The following is a 23,522-nucleotide window of genomic DNA, read 5'->3' as shown; positions in this document are numbered from 1 at the left end:
CCTTTGCGGGCGATGTTTATGGGAGGAGCCTATGCAGGCTTCCTGTCACCGCGCTGTCACGTTGCGGGACGGTTACGACCGCATGTCGGTCGGCGCTTTTTCCGGCGCTGCAGAAGGGAATCGGACGGTGACGCGAAGCCCCGGCAGCGCGCCGCGATCGGCCAGTTCGACCGCGACGCCCAGGCTGTCGGCCAGCGCGCGGACGATCGCGAGGCCAAGGCCGCTGCCTTCGCGCCCCCGGTCGGGCGCGAGCCGCCCGAAGCGTTCGAACGCCGTCGCGCGCGCATCGGGTGGAATCCCCGGCCCATCGTCCTCGACGACGACCACGCCCTCTTTCGCCACCGACACCGTCACGACGCCCGCGTCGCGATTGTAGCGGATGGCGTTGTCGATGAGATTGCCGACCAACTCGCCCGCGAGATCGGGCTGCGTCAATATCGTCACCTCGCCCTCGGGCGCCTCGAAATGCAGGTCGATCCCCGTCTTCACCGCCTGCGGCGCATGCTCCATGCTCGCCGCGCGGGCGATCGCGACGAGGTCCACCGGTGCGCGCAGGTCGGGCCCGCCCTCGCGCGCACCCTCGGCGCGGGCCAGCGCCAACAGCTGGGTCAGCAGCCGCTGGAGCCGCCCGGTCGCGGCCTCGATATCGGCAACCGACTGCTCGGCCGCCCCGGCGGGCAGCTTCGCCGCGCGCAGCGCCGCGACATGCGCGCGCAGGATCGACAGCGGCGTACGCATCTGGTGCGAGGCGTCGGCGGTAAAGCGGCGGATCCCCTGCATCGCCGCGTCGAGCCGGCCGAGCAGCCCGTTGAAGGCACCGACCAGCCCGCGCAGCTCGACCGGGACATAATCGAACGACAGCGGCGTGAAATCGGCCTCGCGCCGGGTTCCCATCGCGCTGAGCACGCGCTTCAGCGGCGCCAGCCCCCAGCGCACCGCGAGCGGCAGCAGCCCCAGCGAAACCGCGATCAGCATCGCCTCGAGGATCGCGAGCGCGACGAGCATGCGGTTGCGCAGCGCATGGCGTGCCTCGAGCGTCTCGGCGACCTCGACGATGACGGGCTCGTTGATCCGCGGCACCTTGCGCGCGACCGCGGCGATGCGGATGCGATAGTCGCGGTACTGCGCATATTGGAACACCATCTCGCCATCGTCGTCGGGCGGCTCGCTGACGCGCGGCAGATCGGGATAGCCGGTCAGCAATTCGCCGTTCGCCCAGACGCTGTAATAGACATTGTCGCGCGCGTCATTCTCCAGCATCCCCAGCGCCGAGGCCGGCAGGTCGAGCGTCACTTCCTCATTCTCGAGCGCCAGCGTCTCGGCGATCGCCCGCGCCGACGCGCCGAGCAGGCGGTCGTTCACGCCCTCGACGACCTCGTTGATCGTGACCGCGCCGCCCACGCCCAACAAGACCGCGAGCACCGCGAGGGGAAGCCCCATCCCCACCATCATCCGGCGTGTGATCGAACTGACGCGCCGCGTGGGCACCTATTCGTCTTCCATCAGATAGCCGAGCCCGCGCAGCGTGCGGATCGTCGGTCCGTCGGGTTCCAGCTTCTTGCGCAGCCGCGCGATATAGACCTCGATCGCATTGGGCGCGACGGGCTCGTCATAGCCGAAGACTTCGGCCGCCAGCCGGTCCTTCGACACGACTTGGCCGACACGCGACAGCAAGCGTTCGAGCACCACCCATTCGCGGCGGCGCAGGTCGAGGTCACGACCGTCGATGCGGGCGACATGGTGCGAACGGTCGAATTCGAGCTTGCCGACGCAGATGACCGGCGCCGGATCGACCTGCGGCCGGCGCAGCAGCGCGCGGATCCGCGCCGCCAGCTCGCGTGGTTCGAAAGGCTTGAGCAGATAGTCGTCGGCACCGAGGTCGAGCCCGCGCACCCGATCGTCGATCTCGTCGCGCGCGGTCAGGATCAGCACCGGCGCGCGGCATCCCTTGGCACGCAGCGACTTCAGCACGTCGAACCCCGACATGTCGGGCAGGCCGACGTCGAGCGTGATGATCGCATAGGGCTCGTCCGACGCCATTTCCAGCGCGGAGGCACCGTCGGGCGCGGGATCGACCGAATAGCCCTCCGCGGTGAGCGCCGCGACCAGCCCGCGCGACAGCGCGGCATCGTCCTCGATCAGCAATATGCGCGCCATAGCCTCGATCCGTGACAGCCGGGTGAAAGGTTGACCATGTTTCCCTCGGTCATAAACATAAGCGAAATCGGGGAGAAGAAAACGTGGCGCATTCCGCCGGACGCCGAAAGCTTGTCGCCACGATCCTGCTGGCGTTCGCGGGCCCCGTGCTGCTGACCTCTGCCGCCAAGCCGCTGAGCGATCCGCCCAAGGGCTATCCGCGTTCCTATCGCGCGATCATGGACGCGGCGCGCGCCGAGAAGACGTTGGTGATCTATTCGACGACCGACCGGCGCGAGGCCGAGGGGCTGATCGCCGCGTTCGAGCGCCGCTATCCCTTCGTCCGCGTCGATTACCGCGAACTGTCCTCGGCGACGCTGCACAATATGGTGCTCGCCGACGCGCGGCTGAAGCGCCCCGGCGCCGACCTGCTGTGGAGCGCGGCGATGGACCTGCAGACCAAGCTCGTGAACGACGGCTATGCCCAGGCCTATGCCTCGCCCGAAAAGCCGAACCTGCCGGCGTGGGCGGCGTGGAAGAACGAGGCGTGGGGCACGACGGCCGAGCCGATCGTCTTCGCCTATAACCGCAAGCTGGTTCCCAAGGCCGACGTGCCGCGCACCCACGCCGATCTGACGCGGCTCCTGCGCGCCAAGACGGGCTTTTATCGTGGCCGCATCGCGACCTTCGACCCGCAGCGGTCGAGCGCGGGCTATCTCTTCCTCAGCCAGGACCTGCAGGTCAGCCGCGACACCGTGCCGCTGATGTCGGCGCTCGGCCGCGCGAAGGTCGGGCTCTACGCCAACAGCTCGGACATGCTGACGCGGCTCGGCAGCGGAAAACTCGTCTTCGTCTACAACATGATCGGCTCCTATGCGCTCGAGCGCCAGTCGCACGATCCCAATATCGGCGTCGTGATGCCCAGCGACTATACGCTGATCATGTCGCGCATCGCGATCATTCCCGACCGCGCGCGCCATCCCAACGCCGCCAAATTGTTCCTCGATTTCATGCTGTCGCGCCCGGGGCAGGCGCAGCTGTCGAGCCGCTACATGACCCCGGTGCGCACCGACGTCACCGCGCGCGCCGGGGCGCGGGCGCCGGCCAATATCGCGCGTTCGCTGCGCATCGGCCCGGCGCTGATCGCCAATCTCGACCAGATGAAACGCCGCCGCATCATGAACCAGTGGAGCGCCGCGATCGGCGCCCCCGCCACCAAGAAATAGCGCGGCGCGCGTCATCCCGCGTGGAGCGGGAAGATGCCGGTCAGCAGGCACGTCGCCATGAAGACGAAGCAGGCGCCGACGGCCCAGCGGAAGATGAACTTCTGGTGATCGCCAAGCTCGATGCCCGACATGCCGACCAGCAGATAGGTCGAGGCGACGAGCGGACTGAGCAAGTGAATCTGCTGCCCGACCAGCGACGCGCGCGCCATTTCCATCGGCGTCACCCCATATTCGGCGCCGGTCCCGGCAAGGATCGGCAGCATCCCGAAATAGAAGGCGTCGTTCGATATGAGCACGGTGAAGGGCATGCTGATCAACGCGGTGATCGGCGCCATATAGGGGCCGAGCGCATCGGGGATGACCGCGATGACCGACCCCGCCATCGCGTCGACCATCTTCGTCCCCGACAATATGCCGGTGAAGATGCCCGCCGCGAAGACCAGGCTGACCGTCGCCATCGCATTGCCGGCGTGGGCGGCGATGCGATCCTTCTGCTGCTGCAGATTGGGATAATTGACCGCCGCGGCGATCGCAAAGGCGCCCATGAACAGGATGACGAGCGGGATCGAGCCGCCGATCAGCAGGCCGAGCAGGCCGAGCGTCAGCGCGAGGTTGAACCAGAAGAGCTTCGGGCGGCGATGATCCTCGCCGTCCATCTGTTCGCGGATGATCTCCTCGCCCGTCGCATCCTCGTCTACCGCGTCCGCGGGCAGCCTGGCGAGGCGCACGCGCTCGCGGCGGCCGAAGATCCAGGCGACGAAGATCACCCAGATCGCGGTGGTGATCATCGCGGGAATGAGCGAGACGAACAAAGCGCGCGGATCGACCCCCACCGCCAGCGCCGCGCGTGTCGTCGGACCGCCCCAGGGCACGACGTTCATCACCGCGACCGACATCATGATCAGGCACGCCATGATGCGCACGTCCATCTTCATATGGCGATAGAGCGGCAGCAGCGCCGAGACGGTGATCATATAGGTGGTGGTGCCATCGCCATCGAGCGCGACGATCAGCGTCATCACCGCGGTCCCGATGCAGATGCGCATCGGATCGCCATGGACGATGCGGACGATCGTCTTCACCAGCGGGTCGAAGAGGCCGACGTCGATCATCAGCCCGAAATAGAGGATCGCGAACAGCAGCATGACGCCCGTCGGCGCCAGGTCGCGCACGCCCGCCAGCATCATCTCGCCCAGCTCGGCACCGAACCCCGCCAACAGGGCAAAGAATGTCGGCACGACGATGAGCGCGATCAGCGCCGACAGCCGCTTGGTCATGATCAACGTCATGAAGGTCGCGACCATCAGGAAGGCAAGAAATGTCAGCATCATCCCCGTCTCGATTGCCGGTGCGCTTTGCCGCGCACCTTGTTTCTTGCTCTGGCTAGATCGCCGTGCCTGTCATGCTGCTGTCACGCCGTTTGCGGCTCATTCGCCCTGAAAAAGCCCCCCGGAGCCACGGCTCCGGGGGCGAAGGTCGGGTGCCGGTCAGGGCAGCACCGTCGGTTTGGTGGAAGGCTCCCAGACGTCCGAACTGGTCGCGACCAGCTCTTTCATGTCGCGCCACGGCCGGCCGCCGGGGATCGCGGTCTTGCCGAGGATGACCCCGGTCGCAAAGGCGACCATCCGCTCGCGCACGCGCGCGCGTTCGGCCTCGGGCCAGACCTCATAGGGATGCGGCGCGCGCACGACGACGAGCTCCTTGGGGCCCTGGACGCGGCGATAGCTTTCGACCGTCCCCTGCAGCGACGCCGCATAGTCCCACAGCCCGCGCGCGAAGAAGGCGGCAGGCCATTTGTCGATGCCGCCGAGGATCGCCGAGCTGGGGAAGAAGACGAGGTTGTTCTCGACAGCGTTGCCGCCGATGAAGTTCGGGCGGTCGCGGCCCAGCCCGCGCTCTTCATCCTCCTCGCTCGGCTTGTCCATCACGAAGCCGGGACCGCTGGTGAACTCGGCCATCAGCAGCGCGCCCTTGATGCTCTTGTCGCCGACCGCCTTGGTGCAGCGGATCTTGGGGAGGTCGTAGGAGCAATTCTGATCGAAATTCATCGTCATCGCCCAGCCGCTCGCCATCGTGCCGCGCGAATTGCCGAACAGCAGCACCGGCAGTCCGTCACCGGACTCGGTGCCGCGCAGCGCCGCCGCCGCCTCCTTGCCACGCTGCTCCTTGCCGTCGGGCGACAGGATGCGCAGCCCCTCGCCGCTGCGCAGGCTGGCGATCATCGCCAATATGTCGCGCCCCTGCTGGAGCGTGTTGATGTCGTTGAACCCCGTCGACAGCCCGACGCCGCGCCGGTCGTAGAGCAGAATGTCGAACCCGGCGGCGTTGAAGGTCCGCGCCAGCTCGCGCCACATCTGCTGCCCCGTGCCGCCGCTGCGCTCGCTGGGGAATTTGTTGATCTTGGTCTCGCCGTCGTCCTTGATCCGGTACAGGCGGTCGTCGGGATGGGTAATCGCGGCGATGCGCCCGCCGCCGCCCGGCGTCATCACGATCAGCGCGCGGCGCTTGCCGCCCGCACCATCGTCGACGCCGTCGCCCCGGACATACCAGCCGCGCAACCGGACATCGCCCTTCATCTTGTGATGAATCGTCTCGTGCGGATCGCGCGGCGCGGTGAATTCGACCGTGTGCGTCCGCGCATCAAGCGCCGCGAAAGGCTCGCTCCACGGTTCGGCCGCGAAAAAGGCCGGGCGGCGCACGCGGGCGAGGTCGATGTCGCCGGTCTCGTCCTGCGGCAGCTTGCCCAGCAGGTGGATGTGCGCCGGGTCGATGGTCTTATATTCGCGGTTGGGTGGGCGCCGGTCGTGGATCTGCTCGCCGACGCGCTCGTGGCATTTCTTGTCCTTCTTGCAGCCGGCCCAGCGCGCGCGCAGCCGCTGGTCGCTATATTCGTCGACATAGAAATCGCCGCGATAATCTTCGGGCGGGCGCTGGCCGACGGTCGAAAAGGGAATGCAGGTCTTCGCTCCCGCCGAGGTCGGCAGGATATAGCCCGTCATCTTGCGGTCGCGGTCGTACCCGACGCGCGCCTCGCATTCGGCCGCCGGCTCTGGAATCTCGCCGCCCGGAGCCTTGGCTTCCGCCATTTCGAGCGGCGCCAGCGCCAGCGCGCCGATCCCCAGATAGTGCAACGTCGATCGCATATTTCCCCTCCCCCGGGATATCGGCTCAGGCCATGCGGCCGGTCAAAAGCGGCAGCCGCATCTCGGCCGAGTTCACATTGACGCTGCGGTCGACCGTGACCGCGCCGCCCGCGAACTTGCAGACCAAAGTGTCGCGGAACGCGGTGTCGACGAACTGCCAGGCCATCTCCAGCGTGTCGGGCGCGGTCCAGCGCGCACCGGCGACGACGCGCTGGCTCGGCGGGCGATATTCATGGTGGAGCCGGTTGCCGGTCATGCTCGTGTCCTGCTCGAGATAATCGGAAAAACCAGCGGTTACGGCATGCTCGCCATTGGCGTCGTGCATGCGGTAGGTGCACGCGCCGTCGGCGAAATCGAAGGACAGCCATTCGACGCCCTGGTCGTTGGCCTCCACAGCGAAGCGGCGGCCACCGACCGATGCGGCCACCGGCGACGTCGTGGCGGCGAGCGGCGGCAGGAGCCGAAGCGAGGCCGTCCGCGTCTTGAGCTCGGCCGCCGCGGCGCCCGGCTGCGACGGCGCTCCGAAGGCCGCGGGGAAATGTTTCCAGATGTAGGGCTTGATCTTCTTGCTGCCCTTGATCGCGGCAAAGATCGCGAGCACCGCATTGTGCTCCGGAAAGACGATCGCGAACTGGCTGAACAGCCCGAGCGCCAGATAGGCGCTGCCCGGACCCATCCACCATTGATAGCCATAGGCGCCGTCCTCGTCGCCCGGCGTCCGCTCGGTCGTCGCAGCCTTGACCCATTCCTCTGACAGGATGCGGTTGCCGTTCCACAGACCGCCGCTGGCGTGCACCGCGCCGAGCTTCAGCGACGCCGAGGTGTTCCAGCTGAGCCCGTTGCCGCCGGGGCTGACCCCGCCGGGGCTGCTGTCCCAATGCCAGCGGTCGATCCCCAGCGGCTCCATGAAGCGCGGCGCCAGATAATCCGCCATCGACCCGCCGGTCGTCTTGCTGACGATCGCCGAGAGCATGAAGCTCGCCGCGCTGGTATATTGGAAATGCCCGCCGGGCTGGTGCGGCACCGGGATCTTGAAGAATTCGGCCGCCCAGGGCGTGTCGATCGGGCGCCAGACCGAGCCCGAGGTCTCCTTGTCGTGCCCGCACTGCATGGTGAGCAGGTTGCGCACGGTCATCGCGCGCATATTCTCGCTGGCGTCGGCGGGCACATATTCGGGGAAGAAGGAGACGACCTTGTCGTCGAGGCCGAAGCGGCCCTCGTCGATCGCCAGCCCGACGGCCGCAGCGGTCACGCTCTTGGTCAGCGAATGGGTGATATGGACGCGCCCCGGCTGATAGGGCCACCACCAGCCCTCGGCGACGACCTTCTGGTTGCGCATCAGCATGAAGGAATGGAGTTCGAGCCCGGCGGCATCGACGTCGTTCAGAAAGGCCAGGATCGCCTCCGACGAGACGCCCTCGGCCTCGGGCGTGCTGCGCGTCAGCCCGTCGCGATAGCCGTCGGCGAGCAGCGCGGGGGCGACGCCCGGCGGTAGCGCGCCGACGCGCGCCATCACCGGCGCGCAGCCCGCGGTCAACGCCCACAGGCCGCCACCCATCGCCAGCGATCCGAACCGCCGCCTCGATATCCCGTGCGCGTGCATCTCCGCTCCTCCCTGCTCTCCTTGGCATAGGTTGTGGAAGCTGTGCCTGTCACCAGCCTGTCGCATTCGCCGATAGCCGCGCGGGGCGTGTCAGCTTGGTGTCAGCGACCCCGGCATAGGGAGGCGGCAATCTGAGGTGCGGTCGACGCACCGAGCCTCTTCGGGGAACGGGACATGCAAAAACGCCTCCTTCTTTTCGCCACCACCGCGCTCTCCATCGCCGTTCCGGCGCATGCGCAGGAAGACCGGCTCGACCGGCTCGAGCGGCTGCTCAGCCAGCAGCAGGCGCGGATCGACCAGTTGGAGGCGGTCGTCGCCCGGCAGAATGAGGAGTTGCGCCAGCGCGGCAGTGAGCCGCTGCCGCCACCGCAGCCCACCCTCCCCGCGCCGGTTCCTGCGACGACGACGGCAGCAAGCGCCGTGCCTTCGGCCGAAGCCTTCCGCATCCCCGGCCTCGACGTCAGCGGCGACATGCGCGTGCGACAGGAGTGGAATGTTGCGGGCGGCCGCGACCGCTCGCGCACCGCACTCCGCGCGCGCCTGCGCGCGACGTACAAGATCGACGACCATCTTGCTGTCGGGACGCAGATCGCGACGGGCGATCCCGACGATCCGAACAGCACCGACGTCACGCTCGGCAATTTCGTCGACGATCTGCAGGTCTCGCTCGACCAGGCGTGGATTCGCTACACCAGCGGCGGCCTGACCGCCTATGCCGGCAAGTTCCCGCAACCGTTCCAGCGCACCGACATGCTGTGGGACAGCGACGTGTCGCCACAGGGCGTCGCCGCGGTCTATGGCGCGCCGATCGGCAAGGCGCGCGTCGATGCGCGCGGCATCTGGTTCGTCATCGACGAGGCGTCGGTCGCGCGCGACAGCGACATGCTTGGCGGCCAGCTGGCCTTCTCGGCACCGTTGTCGCCGGACTTCAAGGCCGGGCTGACCGGCAGCTATTATCACTACCGCCTCGGCTCGGTCGCGGGGGCCGACGCCGGCGATTTCCGCGGAAATTTGTTATCGGGCGGCCGCTATCGTTCCGACTTTCACCTGCTCGAAGCCATCGGCACGCTGAACTGGACCGGCCTGTCGCCGCGCTGGCCGCTGAGCTTTACCGCCGACTATGTCCATAATAGCGGCGCCGCTGTCGCGGGCGACACCGCCTTCAACCTCGAATTCGCCGCGGGCCGCGTCGCCAAGCCTGGCGACATCCGCCTCGCCTATAATTATTCGGAGGTCGAAGTGGACTCGGTGCTGGCGGCGTTCAGCCACGACAATATCGACCTGTCGACCAACTATAAGCTGCACGGGGTCGGCCTCGCCTATGTCCCCGCCGAGCATCTGCAGCTCGACCTGCTCTGGTACCACTACCGCCCGCTCGACCCGGCCTATGCCGGCGGGCTGGCGCCGAACGACTGGCTCGACCGTATCCGTCTGGCGTTCATGGTCAGCTTCTAGATGCTGAGCTGTGCAATCTTGCTCGCCGCTTCGGCGAGCGGCCCGGCCGAAGCCGCGCCGCATCCGACGCACCACGGCCACCTGCCGCACAGCCACACCCACGCGCCCGAGGAGATCGACGAGACGCACGGGCCGCTGCTCCTCCAGGTCACCTATACCGGCGAGGGGATGGGCAATGCGTCGGGCGGCGTGCAGCGCGGCACGCGCTATCTCGACAATCTCGACATCGTGTTCGAGGCCGACATGGAGCGGCTCGTTGGCTGGACCGGCGCGCAGGTCCATGTCTATGGACTCTACAATAACGGCAAGTCGATCAGCGACCTCGCCGGCGATACACAGGCGGCGAGCAATATCGAAACCGGCACGCGCGCGCTGCGGCTCTACGAGGCGTGGATCGACCAGAAGATCGGCGAGCGGCTCTCGGTCAAGGCCGGCCTCTACGACCTCAATTCGGAGTTCGATGCGCTCGACGCCGCGGGCCTGTTCGTCAGCAGCCCGCACGGCATCGGCACCGACTTTGCGCAGAGCGGCCGGAATGGGCCGTCGATCTTTCCCTCGACCTCGCTCGCCGCGCGCGTGCAGTGGGCGCCCGCCGAAGGGTGGGCGCTGCGCGCCGCGGTGCTCGACGGCGTGCCGGGCGACCCCGCCCATCCCGGCCGCACCGCGATCGAGCTCGGGAAAGGCGACGGCGCGCTGCTGGTCGGCGAGCTGGAGGCGCCCGTCGGCGGCGGCAAGCTGCTGCTCGGCCGCTGGCAATATACGGCGCGCTTCGACCGCAACGACGGCCTCGCCGCCGACAGGGGTAATGCGGGCACCTATATTCGCGGCGAATTTCCCGTGATCGATCGCGGCGAGCGCAAGGTCGACGCCTTTTTCCGGCTCGGCAAGGCGGCGGGGCGCTTCAACATGTTCGAGGGGTTTGCGAGCGGCGGCGTGAAATTCAGCGGCTGGGTGCGCGGGCGCGACGAGGATGAGTTGGGTATCGCGGTCGCTGCCGCCTTTACCTCGGACAGCTATCGCGCCGCGACCGGCGCGGGCCGATCCGAGGTCGCGATCGAGGCCACTTATCGGGCGCCGATCACCTCCTGGCTCTCGCTCCAGCCGAGCGTCCACTATATCCGGAACCCGTCGGCCGACCCCGCCATCCGCGACGCGCTAGTCGTTGGCCTGCGCGCCGAAGCCAGTTTCAGCATTGCGGGTTTCTGACCGCTTCGCCTCTCACATCGACGCCGGCCGAAACGACCAGTTTGCGAAGCAATATGACGTTAATGTGCTCGGGACGCAGCGGGTCAATCGCGCAGTGCTGCCGCTTATGCGGGCGGCGAAGCAGGGCTTCGGCGAGGCGATCCAGCGGGCTTTTGCCGCGATCGTGCCCGACGAGGCCGATCCGGCGGGTGTCGCCGAACGCATCGTCGACGCGGTGGGCATGGACTTCGGGACACGGCCGTTCCGCATCCACTATGACCCCAGCCAGGACGGCGCCGATGTCGGCTTCACCAAGCCCGCGAAACTGGTCTGAGCGGGCGGCCGGTAGCACAGGGGCCCGCGCAGACGGCGCGGGCCTTTTTTTTCCGGCGTCAGACCGCGAGAATCGCGGGCAGATCGAGGTCGAAGCGCGCCAGATATTTGCGCAGGCGGTCGGCGTCGTTGGTCGATTTGCGCTGTTCGCGCGACGCCGCGAACAGTTTTCGCCCCGCCGCCGACAGGCTCCCGCTGCCGCGGCACACCGCGACCGCATAGGAAAGTTGTACGCGATCGAAGGGATCGATCCGCGCGAGCGCGTCGCCGGGCAGCAGCCTGCCGAGCAGATCCTCCTCACTCTTCGCCCCCGACCAGAGCGTACGCAGCCGCGAAATCTCGAGCGCGACCGCATCGGTATCGATACGCCCCGCGGGGCTCAGCGTCGCCATCCGCGTCACGCTGGCGGCGAGGTCGCGGAAATTGCCTTGCCACAGCGCATCGCCGCCCTCGCCAAAGCGCAGATAGCGCTCGCGCGCCTCCTTGTTGAACGTCACGCGCGTGCCTTCGCGCTCGGCGAAGCGCTCGAGTTCGAAATCGAGGTTGGGGGCGATATCCTCGCGGCGCTGCGCGAGCCCCGGCAGGCTGAAGGTCCAGAGGTTGAGCCGCGCGAACAGATCCTCGCGGAACCGCCCCGCCGCGACTTCGCCGACGAGGTCGCGGTTGGTCCCGGCGATCAGCTGGAAATCGCTCGCCGCCTCCTTGTCCGCACCGACCGGAAGGAAGCGCCCGTCCTCGATCGCGCGCAGGATCATCGCCTGCTCGTCGAGGCCGAGTTCGCCGATCTCGTCGAGGAAGAGCAATCCCTTGTCGGCCGTCCGCAGCAGGCCCGGCCGATCCTGGATCGCGCCGGTGAACGCGCCCTTGTGGTGGCCGAACAGCGCCGACATCGCGCTGTCGCCCTTCAGCGTCGCGCAATTGACCTCGACGAAGGCGCCGCCGATCTGGTGGCGCAGTTTCTTGAGCTCGTAGATCTTGCGAGCGAGCTGGCTCTTGCCCGCCCCCGTCGGCCCCATCAGCAGGATCGGCGCACGGCTGCGCACCGCGACCTGCTCGATCTCCTCGATCATCCGGTTGAAGGCGGCGTTGCGCGTTTCGATCCCGCTCTTGAGGAAGCTGGCGCTCTCGGCGCTCGCCTCGGCGAAGCGCGTCGCGATGCTGTCGTAGCGCGAGAGGTCGAGGTCGATGGCATTCCAGGTCCCCACCGGCTGCGGCGCGCCGCGCTGCGGCTGCGTCTGGAGCAGCCGTCCGGGCAGATAACGCGCCTCGGTGAGCAGGAAGAGACAGATTTGCGCGACATGCGTGCCCGTCGTGATGTGGACCAGATAATCCTGCGTATCGGGATCGAAGGGAAAATCGCGCGCGAAATCGAGCAGCTTGCCATACACCTCTTCGAAATCCCACGGATCGTCGAAGTCGAGCAGGTGTGGCACGACTTCGGTTTCGGGCGAGACGTCGCGGATATCGTCCATGACGAACTCGGCGAGGCGGCGGTGGTAGCCGCCGTGGAGCAGGATGAAGCGATCGACGCGCAGATCCTCCTGCATGCAGATGCTGACCGTCGGGCGCCACTTGTTCCAGCGCGAAGGGCCGAACTTGGCGGCGTCGAGCGTCGAGCCGAGGAATCCGATGACGGTAAGAGGCTTCATGGATGAGCTTATATGATTGTATAAGCGACACGACAACAGGATATGATCTTTTGACCCCTTCAAGATGGTGCGGTCAGCCGCGATCAATAATAAATGTTATAAAACAATATATTACAAAATTTTCACGGATCACGCCGCCATTTGGCACGCCTCCTGCTTAGCTGTGGGCGTCGGGATCACGTCACCCGGCGACGCGGGACGGAGGGGCGGCCGGAATGGGCCGGCCGCCCCAAAGCCCCAAGAGATTTCGGGAGGGCTCGCCATCGCGGCGCCCTTGCCCCAAGGAAAAGAAGAGGAGGTCCGCCATGACCGAGACGAGCTATGAAGTGATGAACGTCGAGGGCGGACGCCCGGTCAAGATGTGGACGCGCGGCGTCCCCGTCGAGGACATGGCGCGCGCGCAGCTGACCAAGGCGGCGAAGATGCCGTTCGTGTTCAAGCATGTCGCGGCGATGCCCGACGTCCATGTCGGCATCGGCGCCACCGTCGGATCGGTGATCCCGACCAAAGGCGCGGTGATCCCGGCCGCGGTCGGGGTCGACATCGGCTGCGGCATGATGGCTGCGCGCACCACGCTGATGGCGCACGACCTGCCCGACAACCTCGAGGGCATTCGCAGCGCGATCGAGGCGGCGGTTCCGCACGGCCGCTCGATCGGACGCGGCAAGCGCGACCATGGTTCGTGGGGCGACCCCCCGCAGGCCATCGTCGACGCCTGGGCGACGCTCGCCGAGCGCTTCGGGCGCATCGTCGCCAAGCATCCGCGGCTGAAGAATACCAACAACCTGACGCATCTGGGGACGCTCGGAACGGGAAACCATTTCATCGAGCTGTGCCTCGATACGGAGGCGCGGGTGTGGGTGATGCTGCATTCGGGATCGCGCGGCGTCGGCAATGCGATCGGCACCTACTTCATCGAACTCGCGAAGAAGGACATGCGCAAGTGGTTCATCAACCTGCCCGACGAAGATCTGGCGTACTTCCCGGAAGGGACCGACCATTTCGACGATTATGTCGAGGCGGTCGGCTGGGCGCAGGACTTCGCGGCGCTGAACCGGCGCATAATGATGGCGAACGTCATCGCCGCGCTCCGGCTCCAGATCGCCAAGCCTTTCGAGGCCGAGGCCGAAGCGGTGAACTGCCATCACAATTATGTGACGCGCGAGAACCATTTCGGCGAGAATGTGCTCGTCACCCGCAAGGGTGCGGTGCGCGCGGCGAAGGGCACGATGGGGATCATCCCGGGATCGATGGGCGCAAAATCGTTCATCGTGCGCGGGCTGGGCAACGCCGAAAGCTTCGATAGCTGCAGCCACGGCGCGGGCCGCGTCATGAGCCGCACCGCGGCGAAAAAGCTCGTCACCCTCGACGAGCATATCGCCGACACCGCGGGCGTCGAATGCCGCAAGGACGAAGGCGTCATCGACGAGACGCCGAAGGCGTACAAGCCGATCGAGGCGGTGATGGCGGCGCAGGCCGACCTCGTCGAGATCGTCCATACGCTGAAGCAGGTGGTGTGCGTGAAGGGGTGATCCCCTTCACGCCGCTATCCGGGGGAAGGCCGTGAACAAGATCCTGTGCTGCGGCGCCTGCGAGGCGCGCCTGACGCCCGCGCTGACGCTCGTGTCGAGCAAGGCGCCCGGCGTCGTTGCGCCCGAGCAGGAGCCCGGCAAGCCGCTTATCGCGCGCGGGATCGCCTTCAAGAGCTGGGAACCGATCGAACGGTCCTTTGGCAACGTTCCGTCGCTGCTCGAATTCGTCCCGCAATATTGGCTGAACCCGGACGATCTGACCGACGCCGTGCGAATAACGCGCAACAAGGACCGGCTTAGCGGGTGCTGCGGGCTCGGCGGGCTTGGCGGTCCCAATCAGATATGCCGGTGCGGCGCCGAAGTCGGCACGCTACGCACCGATTGCTGGACACCGCATTTGTTCGTCCCCGATCCGGCGAAGACGAACTGGATAGAAGAAGAAGAACGATGAGCATCGAACCCGCCATCCGGCACGAAATCGAAACCCGCCTGTCCGCCGTCGAGGCGGAGGATGGCGTGCGCCTGCTGCTCGCGATCGAATCGGGATCGCGCGCCTGGGGCTTTCCCTCGCCCGACAGCGACTACGACGTGCGCTTCCTCTATGTCCGGCCGCGCCGCGACTATCTGGCGCTGAGCCCGGTGCGCGACGTGATCGAGCGGCCGATCGTCGACGAGATCGACCTCAACGGCTGGGATATCCGCAAGGCGCTGGGGCTGATGCTGCGCAACAATTCGGTGCTGTCCGAGTGGATCGAATCGCCGATCCACTATCGCGACGCGCACCCGGTCATCGCGCGCATGGCAGAGCTCAAGGATCGACATTTCGACCCAAACGGCTTCGCGCTGCACTATGCGAAGCTCGGGCGGACGTCGGTCGCGCGCTGGCTGCAGGACGCGCATGAGGTCTCGGTGAAGCGCTATTTCTACGCGCTGCGCCCCGCCCTCGCGATCCGCGTGCTGCGGCGCGACCCCTCGCGCCGGCCGCCGATGCAATTGCAGCAATTGATGGCCGAGGCCGACCTCTCCGCCTCCCTGTCGGGCGAGATCGAGCGGCTGGTCGCGCTGAAGGCGGGCACGCGCGAGGCGGGACCGATCGCGCGCGTGCGCGAAATCGACGCGCTGATCGCCGACGAACTGGGGCGCGCGGGCGAAGTGCCGGCGCGTCCGCCGAGCGAGGCGTTCGCCGCAGAAGCGAACGCGCTGTTTCTGGATTTGGTAGAAGACTCATGATCATCATCGACGGATCGGAAGGCGAAGGCGGCGGACAGGTGCTGCGCTATGCCTGTGCGCTGGCGCTGCTCACCGGCACGCCCTTCACGATCGAGAATATCCGTGGGCAGCGCGAGAAGCCGGGGCTCATGCGCCAGCATGTGACCGCGATCGAGGCCGCGTGCGTAATCGGCGGCGCCGAATGCAGCGGGCTCGCGGTCGGGTCGAACAGCATCGGCTTCCGTCCCGGGCGCGTGACGCCGGGCGACTATCATTTCGCGGTCGGCACCGCGGGCAGCACGGGGCTGGTCCTCCAGACCATCCTCGTGCCGCTGATGTCCGCCGAAGCGCCCTCGCATCTCGTGATCGAGGGCGGCACGCACGCGATGGCCGCGCCGCCGTTCGAATTCATCGAACGCACGCTGCTGCCCGTCATCAATCGCATGGGGCCGACGGTGTCGGCGCGGCTGGTCCGCCACGGCTTTTTCCCGCGGGGCGGCGGGCGGATCGAGGTCGACATCGTGCCGGCGCCGCTGCGTGCGATCGAATGTATCGAGCGCGGGGCGGCGGGAGCCGTGGAGGCGACCGCGGTCGTCGCCGGCATCCCGTTCGACGTGGCGCAGCGCGAGCTCAAGGCGGCGCGAAAGATACTGACCGACTGGCCGGAGGAGGCCTTCGTCACGCGCCAGCTTCCGGCCGACCAGGGCCCGGGCAACGCGCTGCTGGTCGAGGCGCGCTTCGACCATGTCACCGAGATCGTCTCGGCCTTCGGCAAGCTCGGCATCCCCGCCGAGCGGCTGGCGACCACGGCGGCGCGGCGTATGGCGGGCTATGTCGCGTCGTCCGCCTTCGCCGGGCCCTATCTGCAGGACCAGCTGTTGCTGCCGATGGCGATCGCGGGAGGCGGCGCCTTTACCTCGGTCAAGCTCAGCGAGCATAGCAATACGGCGATGGCGCTGATCGAGCGCTTCACCGGCCGCCGGTTTCATGTGTCGGCCACCGGCGACGCCAATCTGGTCGAAGTGATCGCCTGACCGGCCCCCGCCTCAGGGGCGATAGGGTATCGCGTCGGGCAGGGTCACGCCGACCTCGTGCGCGTAGCGGTCCCACGCCGCCGCGAGGGCGTCGCGGCGTGCGGGCTCGGCAAGCGACAGGTCGCGCGTCTCGCCGGGATCGCGCGCGATATCGAACAGCCGCCATTGCCCGTCGCCGATGTCGGTGAGCTTCCAGTCGCCCTGTCGCCAGGCGCGCGAGCCGAAGAGTTCGGCACCGAAGCCGTCGCCCGCGCCATAGACGCGCGCGGCGGGATCGCGGAGCCAGGCGAGCCACGAGCGGCCGGTGATCGGCTTGACCGCCCGGCCCCCGACGTCGGTCGCCGCGGCGTCGACGCCCGCGAGACCGAGCAAGGTCGGCGCGACGTCGGCGACCGAGAGGAATTGCGTGTCGGCCCCCTCGCGCCGCGGGATGCCCGCGCCGCTGATGAAGGCGACCGCGCGCGTGCCGCCTTCGCTCTGATAACCCTTGGTCAGCCACGAGGGCGCGGTCGCCGCCTGCGCCCAGCCCGCGCCATAGGTGACATACGAGCTGGCCGCGCCGCGGTTGGCATAGGCGTTGTCGGCGCCCTCGATCCGCGCGGCGAGCATTTCCGCGCCGGTGGTCTCGATATCGAGCGCCTCGGCGCCATTGTCGGCGAGGAAGAGGATCACCGTATTGTCGAGCTCGCCCGAGGCGCGCAGCGCCTCGACCACGCGGCCGACATTCCGGTCCATGCGGTCGACCATCGCGGCATAGATTTCCATGTTGCGCGCGGCGGTGCGCTGCTGGTCGGCGGTCAAGGAGTCCCAGCTGCCGTCGCGATTGCGCGGCGTGTGCGGCACGACGTCAGGCGCGAGGATGCCCAGCGCGCGCTGGCGGGCCAAGCGGCGTTCGCGCAGCGCGTCGAAACCGTCGTCGTAGCGCCCGGCGTAGCGCGCGATATCCTCTGGATGTGCCTGCAGCGGCCAGTGCGGCGCGGTGAAGGCGAGATAGGCGAAGAAGGGCTGACCTTCGCTCTCCTTTGCCCGCTCGCCGAGGAAGTCGATCAGGCGGGTGGCGAAATAGTCGCTCGAATAGAAATCTGCAGGGAGCTTGGCGAGTGCCCTGCCCTGTTCGGTGTAGGTCGCGGTGGTGCCTACGTCGGTGCCGAAATGATTGTGCCCGCCCTGAAGCAGCGCGAAGCTGCGCCGGAAACCGCGCGCGTGCGGGTCCTGCTCGGGGGTCAGGCCGAGGTGCCATTTGCCCGAGAAGAGCGTGGCGTAGCCGCCCGCCGCCAGCCGCTCGGCGAGCGTCGCGACGTCGCTTCGGAGATAGCCCTCGTAGCCCGGCTTGTCCTTCTGGTTCGGGCGGATCATCTCGGCCATCGTGCCCAGGCCGGCAATGTGATTGTCGGTCCCCGACAGCAGCATCGAGCGCGTCGGCGAGCAGGTCGGCGCGGTGTGGAAACCCGCGAGGCGCACGCCCGCGAGCGCCAGCCGGTCGAGATGCGGCGTACTGATCTCGCCCCCGAAGGCGCCGAGGTCCGAATAGCCGAGGTCGTCGGCGACGATGACCAGGAAATTGGGGCGCTTCTCCTTCGCCTGCGTGGGCGCGGCGGCGATGACGAACAGGAACAGCAGGGACACAAGGCGCTTCATTCGGGGCATCCTGTCAGAAAAAGGGGCGGCGCGCCGCGGGCGAATGGAACCCGGGCGCGCCGCAGTCGGGACCGGCGCAGTCAGAGGAAGGGAGGTCGTAGGCCGGTCCGGGGGCTGGTCAGCGGCGCGGGTCAGGCGGGTTCGTACTGGACCGCCTTTTCCTGCCGCACGGTCTTGCTACGACGGCCGTCGATCGCGACGGGCACCTCGCCATGGATCGTCGCGCGGCGCAGCGTGCGGCGCTGCAATCCGAAGTCGGCGGTCGCGCGGTGCTGCGTCGCCTGGTTATCCCAGATCGCGACGTCGCCTTCCTTCCAGCGCCAGCGCACGACATTTTCGGGCTTGGTGATATGCTCCTGCAGCGTCTGGAACAGCCGCGCGCTGTCGGTCGCGTTCAGCCCGACGAACTGCTTGACGAAATGGCCTAGGAGCAGGCTGCGCTGCCCGCTGACGGGATGGACGCGAACGACCGGATGCTCGGTCTCGTAGACCGTCGAGGCGAAGACATTGCGATGCTCCTTGATCCTTTTCGCCGCGCTTTCGGCGTCGGGCGCCGACTGCAGGATCGAGGCGTAATCGTAGAGGTTGGTGTGCGTCGCCCAGAGATTGTTGACGAGCTGGCGCAGCACCTCGGGCAGGCCCTCATAGGCTGTCTCGCCATTCGCCCATTGCGTGTCGCCGCCCGCCTCGGGGATGGTGATCGCGCGCAGGATCGATGCCTTGGGATAGGCATCCACGAAGGTCACGTCGGTGTGCCAGCTCGATGCCGCATAGCCTTCGCGGCTGTCGAGTTCGAGCAGGTAGCGCGATCCTTCGGCGACGGGCACCGTCGGGTGCGCGACGGGATCGCCGAGCAGCGCGGCGAAATCCTCATGCTCCGCATCGGTCAGATGCTGCTGGTCACGGAAGAAGAGCACCTTGTGCCGCACCAGCGCCGCCTCGATCGCCTGCACCACCGGCGCGGGCAGGTCGCCCGACAATTCGATGCCGTGGACGATGGCGCCGATGGTGCCGGTCACGGGGGTGATGTCGAGCGGGATGCTCTTGTCGCGGGCATTGGCGTAGCTGTTGTGAAGTTCGGTCATGTCAGTCTCCTTTGGGGTTATGGTTGGCGGCGGGGGTCATTCGGCGAAGGCGTAATCGGGCGGTCCCGGATCGAGCTGTCGGCGAATTTCGGCGTGCGCCGCCTCGTCGAGCGGGAAGCGCGCGATGAGGGCGGCGGACAAGGCGTGGGCGATGGCGGGGCCAAGCCCGAAGACGAGGAGCAGGCCGTTCAGTGCGTCGGGGCTGTTGACGCCTTTCGGGTCGAAACCCAGCCAGGCGACGAGCGGCAGTGCGATGCCGACGGCGACCGCGGTGGCGGTCTTTCCAGCGAGGCTGAACACCGAATAATAGAGGCCGGTGCGGTCCTCGCCGCTGTCGAGGCGGTGCTTGTCGGCGACGTCGGCGACGATCGCGCGCAGCATCAGATTGCCCGATCCCTGCGCCAGGCCCTGTGCCAGCGTGAGCGCGAGGAGCAAGCCGAACGTATCCGGGGTGACGAGCAGCAGCCCGAGGTTGATGACGACCTGCACCAGCTCGCCGGCGACGGCGGTGCGATGCTTGCCGTAGCGGCGCCCGATCTTGAGCCAGATCGGCCCGGCGAAGATGCCGAAGACGAACTGGAAGAGGAACAATCCGCCCGCCCATTCGGGACGCCCCATGTAGAAGGTCACGAAGAAGACGATCAGCGCGGCGCGGATATTCTGCGCCAGCGTCACCGCAAAATCGGACGCGAGCACGCGGAGGAGAAGCGGTTCCCCGGTTATCGCGCGGACGCTTTCCTTGAGGCTGAGCCGCGCGGTCGGCAGCGGCGGCAGCGGCGGCTCCTTCAATGCGGTCAGCGTCAGGAGCAGCGCCGGGACGATCGACAGCAGCACCAGCCCGCCCATCAGGCTGAGCTGAAGATGCCCGTCGCCCGGCCGCAACTGGTCGGCAATCGTCGGCAGGATCAAAGTCAGCAGCAGCGCGCTCGACGTGACCACGGTCTGATAGGTCGCGATGCGCGTGCGCTGGTGATAATCGCCCGACACCTCGCCCGACCAGGCCTGGAACGGGATCTGCACCGCGGTCCAGCCGAGATAGAAGAAGAAGAGGACGATCCCCAGCGACAGCGGCGTCACCCCGAAGGGCGGGAAGAAGAGGACGATCGACGACAGCCCGAAGACCACCCCGCCCGCCGCGATCCACGGCTTGCGGCGGCCGAACCGGCTGCGCGTGCGGTCGCTGAGCGAGCCCATGAAGGGATCGGCGATCGCGTCCCACAATCGCCCGAGCAGGAAGATCACGCCGATCACGGTCAACGACAGCCCGTAATCGCGCGCATAGATGGCGGGGAGGTAGACGCCGAGCGGCAGCCCGGCGGCGGCGAGCGGGACGGCGACCGCCGAGAAGCGGATCAGCTGCCCCGAGGTGGCGGGCGCGGCGCTCACAGCTTGGTCCTCAGCGTGACGCCGAGCGTGCGCGGCTCGCCGATCAGCGCGGTGACGATGCCCGTCACCGCGGGCGACAGCGTCTGGAAATAATCCTTGTCGAACAGGTTGCGCGCCCAGAGCGACAGGTCGAACAATCCGTCCTCGGTACGGATGCCGATGCGCGCATTGGCGATGCCATAGGCGGGGACATCGGCGTAGATGCTGTTGCTCGACGAGGTGTTGAACGACGAGCGGTGCGAATAATCGCCATGCGCATAGACCGCCAGATCGCGCCCGCCGAGTTCGCCGAGCGGCGCCGACACGTCGCCGCCCAGCGTATAGGTGAATTTGGGCACCCCCGGCAGCTGCTCGCCGGTCAGGTCCTGGATGCCCCCTTGGTTGAGCCGCTCGGGCGCCTGCGGGGCGTTGGGATAATCGCTGTACGTCGTGTCGGCATAGGCGACCGACGCGTAGAAGCTCGCCCGGCTCGACGGCGCGAAGACCAGGTCGCCCTCGACCCCGCGCGAACGTACGCCGGGGATGTTCGCGATATATTGGCGGACGTTGACCGTGTTGGGCACCTGTTCGGTGATCGCGGTCTGGTAATCGCCGATCTCGGTCCAGTAGCCCGCGACGTTCAGCGTCACGCGCCGGTCCCACCATTGCGACTTGATGCCGACCTCGTAGCTGTCGACCGTCTCGGGCGCGACGTCGGGGTCGATGCCCGGCGGCAGGTTGGTGAGGTTGAGCCCGCCCGACTTGTTGCCGCGCGAGTAAGTGGCGTAAGCGAGCGCATCGTCTGTGAACTGCCACGACAGGGTCGCGAGCCCCGACAGGCTGTCGTCGCTGAAGCGCGTCGAATAGCTCGTCACGGGGTTGAACTGCGCGCGCACCGCCGCCGCCTGCGCCGCAAGCGCCGGCGTCAGCGTCGAGAGGTCGATGCCCGCGACGTGGACCTGGTTGAACGAGCCGCTCTTCTTCTCGTGCGTGTAGCGCAGCCCCGCGGTGAGCGTCAGCCGGTCGGTGAATTTCCAGTCGAGCTGGCCGAACAGGGCATAGCTCTTCGTGCGCGGGTCCGAGGTCGAATTGGCCTCGAACCCGTCGAGCGCCGCCTGCCACGCGTCGAGCGGGATCGGCGAGGTCGCGGGCCGGTTCCACAGCGCCGCGGCGGAGCCATAGGCGCTCGCGCCCTTGCCGTTGATGACCTGCCAGAAATAATAGGCGCCGACGACATAGTTCAGCGGCCCGCCGCCGTCCGAGGCGAGGCGGATTTCCTGGCTGAACTGGCGCTGGCGGTTGGCCTGCTGCGCCTTGGTGACAATCGGCAAGGCGGTGGAATCGCCATCGTTCGCGGGGTTCCAGTCCCACCAGCGATAGGCGGTGATCGAGGTCAGCTTGGCGCCGCCGAGGCTCCAGTCGACCTGCCCCGACACGCCATAGCCGTCCATGTTCGACTGATAATGGCCGTCGGCCTCGCCGCGCCGCGCGAAGGCATCGATCGTCGGAAAGGCGTAACCCGGAAAGCGCGCGGCGCGCTGGGCAAAATTGTTCGGGATGACCGCGCCATTGGCATAGGTGCCGAAATAGTCGGCGAAGATGTTGAGAACGTGGTTCTGCTTCTGGCGCGAGAAATCGCCGATGATGCGGACCTCGAGATCGGCCGATGGCGTGACCAGCAATTGCCCGCGCACGCTCCAGTTCGAATAATCCTGCGCGCGCTCGTTCTGGGTGACATTGTAAAGGAAGCCGCGCCGCTCGGTGACCGCACCGCTGAGGCGCACCGCGATCAGGTCGTCGACGAGCCCGGTCGAGGCCGAGCCGCGGAGCTGATAATAGCCATAGTCGCCGACGCTCGCCTCGCCCGAAAATTCGGGATCGAAGCTCGGTTTGCGCGACGTGATGTTGATCGCGCCCGAGGTGGTGTTCTTGCCGAACAGCGTCCCCTGCGGCCCGCGCAGCACCTCGATCTGCTGCAGATCGACCAGGTCGAACTGCGTCTGCCCGACGCGGCCGTAATAGACATTGTCGATATAGAAGCCGACGCCATTCTCGAGCCCGTCGTTGGTCAGCGCGACATTGCTGCCGAGCCCGCGGATGTTGATGTTGGTGTTGCGTGGGTTGAAGCTGAACACCTGCAGGCTGGGTACGATCTGCTGGATTTGGGTCAGCGTATAATTGCCGGTCTTTTCGAGCGTTTCGGCGCCGATGGCGGTGAGCGCGATCGGCACGTCCTGCGCGCTTTCGTCGCGGCGGCGGGCGGAGACGATGATCTCGGTGCCGTCGTAGCTGTCGCCTGCGGATTCGGCCGCGTCGTCCGTGGCAGCGGCTGTATCGACAGCGACTTCCTCGGTGGCCCAGGCTGGCGCCGCCGGGCTCAGCAGCGCCGCGCCGAGCAAAAGCCTCAAACGATGATCGGGAGAGAATTTCGACATTATGATATTTCCCCGGGCGGCCGTCCCGCCCCTTTTTTGATGTGATGGATGGTGGCGCGGGGCGCCGCGCCGGACCGGGCGGCCGCCGGCTCGCGGCCCCACAGCGCGCGGGCGGCGCTGCGCAAGGACGCGGGATAGCGGGCCAGATCCGACAGGTCGGACTGGGTCAGAGTGGGCATGGTTCACCTGCCGCCGGCGCGCAGGCGCCGGACGCAAAGCCGCATTGCGCCCTAACGAAAGGGAGGCGCGGCCAGGATGAAAGAGAGTGCCGCCGCGCGGAGGGGAAGCGGTCGTCCGCTATCCCGCGCGCGGGTCCGGCTATGGTCTAGACGCTGCTGTTACACATGCGCATCGCAATACCCCTACAGGGGGAACGCAATGCCTGGCGCTGTCGCCCGAGCATCACGCGCTTTAGCCGTTGGTGACGCGGAGCAAGCTGCTTCCCGATCAAAAGCCGCGGGTCGATGAGAGGCGGGAGAGCCTGCCACCCGGTC

Annotated in this window: 19 protein-coding genes; 8 read left to right on the top strand and 11 right to left on the bottom strand. The window is 67.4% G+C overall.

Annotated features, from left to right (window positions below; all coding sequences use genetic code 11):
• Positions 1–72 precede the first annotated feature (72 nt).
• Both ATE62_RS11270 and ATE62_RS11265 read right to left on the bottom strand, forming a co-directional pair.
• The gene (locus ATE62_RS11270; protein ID WP_058808130.1) at positions 73–1,488 is read right to left on the bottom strand and encodes a sensor histidine kinase; all 1,416 of its coding nucleotides are present in this window, start codon (positions 1,486–1,488) and stop codon (positions 73–75) included.
• The gene (locus ATE62_RS11265) at positions 1,489–2,157 is read right to left on the bottom strand and encodes a response regulator transcription factor (RefSeq protein ID WP_058808129.1); all 669 of its coding nucleotides are present in this window, start codon (positions 2,155–2,157) and stop codon (positions 1,489–1,491) included. It abuts the gene before it with no gap.
• Between the two features lie 83 nt (positions 2,158–2,240).
• On the opposite strand from ATE62_RS11265, the gene ATE62_RS11260 reads away from it, so the two are divergent.
• A complete protein-coding gene (locus tag ATE62_RS11260) occupies positions 2,241–3,362 on the top strand; it encodes an ABC transporter substrate-binding protein (RefSeq protein ID WP_197411670.1) in 1,122 nt (373 codons plus the stop codon).
• 11 nt (positions 3,363–3,373) lie between these two features.
• Here the strand turns inward: ATE62_RS11260 and ATE62_RS11255 are convergent, their stop codons facing one another.
• The 3 genes from ATE62_RS11255 to ATE62_RS11245 form a co-directional block, all read right to left on the bottom strand.
• Entirely contained in the window at positions 3,374–4,693 is a 1,320-nt protein-coding gene (locus ATE62_RS11255; RefSeq protein ID WP_269433967.1) for a CitMHS family transporter, read from the bottom strand.
• Between the two features lie 156 nt (positions 4,694–4,849).
• Positions 4,850–6,505, bottom strand: a complete 1,656-nt coding sequence (locus ATE62_RS11250) for a hypothetical protein (protein ID WP_058808128.1) — start codon at positions 6,503–6,505, stop codon at positions 4,850–4,852.
• A 25-nt stretch (positions 6,506–6,530) separates the two neighbouring features.
• The gene (locus ATE62_RS11245; protein ID WP_058808127.1) at positions 6,531–8,063 is read right to left on the bottom strand and encodes a serine hydrolase domain-containing protein; all 1,533 of its coding nucleotides are present in this window, start codon (positions 8,061–8,063) and stop codon (positions 6,531–6,533) included.
• A 219-nt stretch (positions 8,064–8,282) separates the two neighbouring features.
• On the opposite strand from ATE62_RS11245, the gene ATE62_RS11240 reads away from it, so the two are divergent.
• The 3 genes from ATE62_RS11240 (at position 8,283) to ATE62_RS11230 (ending at position 11,082) form a co-directional block, all read left to right on the top strand.
• A complete protein-coding gene (locus ATE62_RS11240; RefSeq protein WP_058808126.1) occupies positions 8,283–9,563 on the top strand; it encodes a putative porin in 1,281 nt (426 codons plus the stop codon).
• A complete protein-coding gene (locus ATE62_RS11235) occupies positions 9,564–10,769 on the top strand; it encodes a carbohydrate porin (protein WP_058808125.1) in 1,206 nt (401 codons plus the stop codon).
• Positions 10,770–10,833: 64 nt separating this feature from the next.
• The gene (locus ATE62_RS11230) at positions 10,834–11,082 is read left to right on the top strand and encodes a hypothetical protein (protein ID WP_058808124.1); all 249 of its coding nucleotides are present in this window, start codon (positions 10,834–10,836) and stop codon (positions 11,080–11,082) included.
• 58 nt (positions 11,083–11,140) lie between these two features.
• Here ATE62_RS11230 and rtcR read toward each other — a convergent pair whose 3' ends face one another.
• Positions 11,141–12,730, bottom strand: coding sequence for an RNA repair transcriptional activator RtcR (rtcR, locus tag ATE62_RS11225; RefSeq protein WP_058808123.1), 1,590 nt, complete (start codon positions 12,728–12,730; stop codon positions 11,141–11,143).
• 305 nt (positions 12,731–13,035) lie between these two features.
• Here rtcR and ATE62_RS11220 point away from each other — a divergent pair, with 305 nt between their 5' ends.
• The 4 genes from ATE62_RS11220 to rtcA are packed head-to-tail and all read left to right on the top strand — an operon-like array spanning position 13,036 to position 16,505.
• The gene (locus ATE62_RS11220) at positions 13,036–14,262 is read left to right on the top strand and encodes an RtcB family protein (RefSeq protein WP_058808122.1); all 1,227 of its coding nucleotides are present in this window, start codon (positions 13,036–13,038) and stop codon (positions 14,260–14,262) included.
• A 31-nt stretch (positions 14,263–14,293) separates the two neighbouring features.
• Positions 14,294–14,713, top strand: a complete 420-nt coding sequence (locus tag ATE62_RS23635; protein WP_058808121.1) for a hypothetical protein — start codon at positions 14,294–14,296, stop codon at positions 14,711–14,713.
• Positions 14,710–15,492 carry a nucleotidyltransferase domain-containing protein gene (locus ATE62_RS11210; protein ID WP_058808120.1) on the top strand — a complete coding sequence of 261 codons (783 nt, stop codon included), beginning with the start codon at positions 14,710–14,712 and terminating at the stop codon, positions 15,490–15,492. The genes ATE62_RS23635 and ATE62_RS11210 overlap by 4 nt, the downstream gene beginning before the upstream one ends.
• Entirely contained in the window at positions 15,489–16,505 is a 1,017-nt protein-coding gene (gene rtcA, locus ATE62_RS11205) for an RNA 3'-terminal phosphate cyclase (RefSeq protein WP_058808119.1), read from the top strand. The genes ATE62_RS11210 and rtcA overlap by 4 nt, the downstream gene beginning before the upstream one ends.
• A gap of 12 nt (positions 16,506–16,517) precedes the next feature.
• Here the strand turns inward: rtcA and ATE62_RS11200 are convergent, their stop codons facing one another.
• The 5 genes from ATE62_RS11200 to ATE62_RS23630 all read right to left on the bottom strand — a co-directional run bounded on the left by ATE62_RS11200 (position 16,518) and on the right by ATE62_RS23630 (position 23,207).
• Positions 16,518–18,143, bottom strand: coding sequence for an arylsulfatase (locus tag ATE62_RS11200; protein WP_231736244.1), 1,626 nt, complete (start codon positions 18,141–18,143; stop codon positions 16,518–16,520).
• Between the two features lie 131 nt (positions 18,144–18,274).
• Complete coding sequence (locus ATE62_RS11195; RefSeq protein WP_058808118.1) at positions 18,275–19,228, bottom strand: TauD/TfdA dioxygenase family protein; 954 nt, start codon at positions 19,226–19,228, stop codon at positions 18,275–18,277.
• 36 nt (positions 19,229–19,264) lie between these two features.
• Positions 19,265–20,614 carry an MFS transporter gene (locus ATE62_RS11190; RefSeq protein WP_058808117.1) on the bottom strand — a complete coding sequence of 450 codons (1,350 nt, stop codon included), beginning with the start codon at positions 20,612–20,614 and terminating at the stop codon, positions 19,265–19,267.
• Entirely contained in the window at positions 20,611–23,028 is a 2,418-nt protein-coding gene (locus tag ATE62_RS23870) for a TonB-dependent receptor (RefSeq protein WP_058808116.1), read from the bottom strand. The genes ATE62_RS11190 and ATE62_RS23870 overlap by 4 nt, the downstream gene beginning before the upstream one ends.
• Complete coding sequence (locus ATE62_RS23630; protein WP_058808115.1) at positions 23,028–23,207, bottom strand: hypothetical protein; 180 nt, start codon at positions 23,205–23,207, stop codon at positions 23,028–23,030. Before ATE62_RS23630 ends, ATE62_RS23870 begins: the two co-directional genes overlap by 1 nt.
• Between the last annotated feature and the right edge of the window lie 315 nt (positions 23,208–23,522).

Source organism: Sphingopyxis sp. HIX (genome assembly GCF_001468285.1).
Classification (GTDB): domain Bacteria; phylum Pseudomonadota; class Alphaproteobacteria; order Sphingomonadales; family Sphingomonadaceae; genus Sphingopyxis.
The sequence above is the reverse complement of the archived record's forward strand: the minus strand, read 5'-3'. Positions and strand labels throughout refer to the sequence as shown.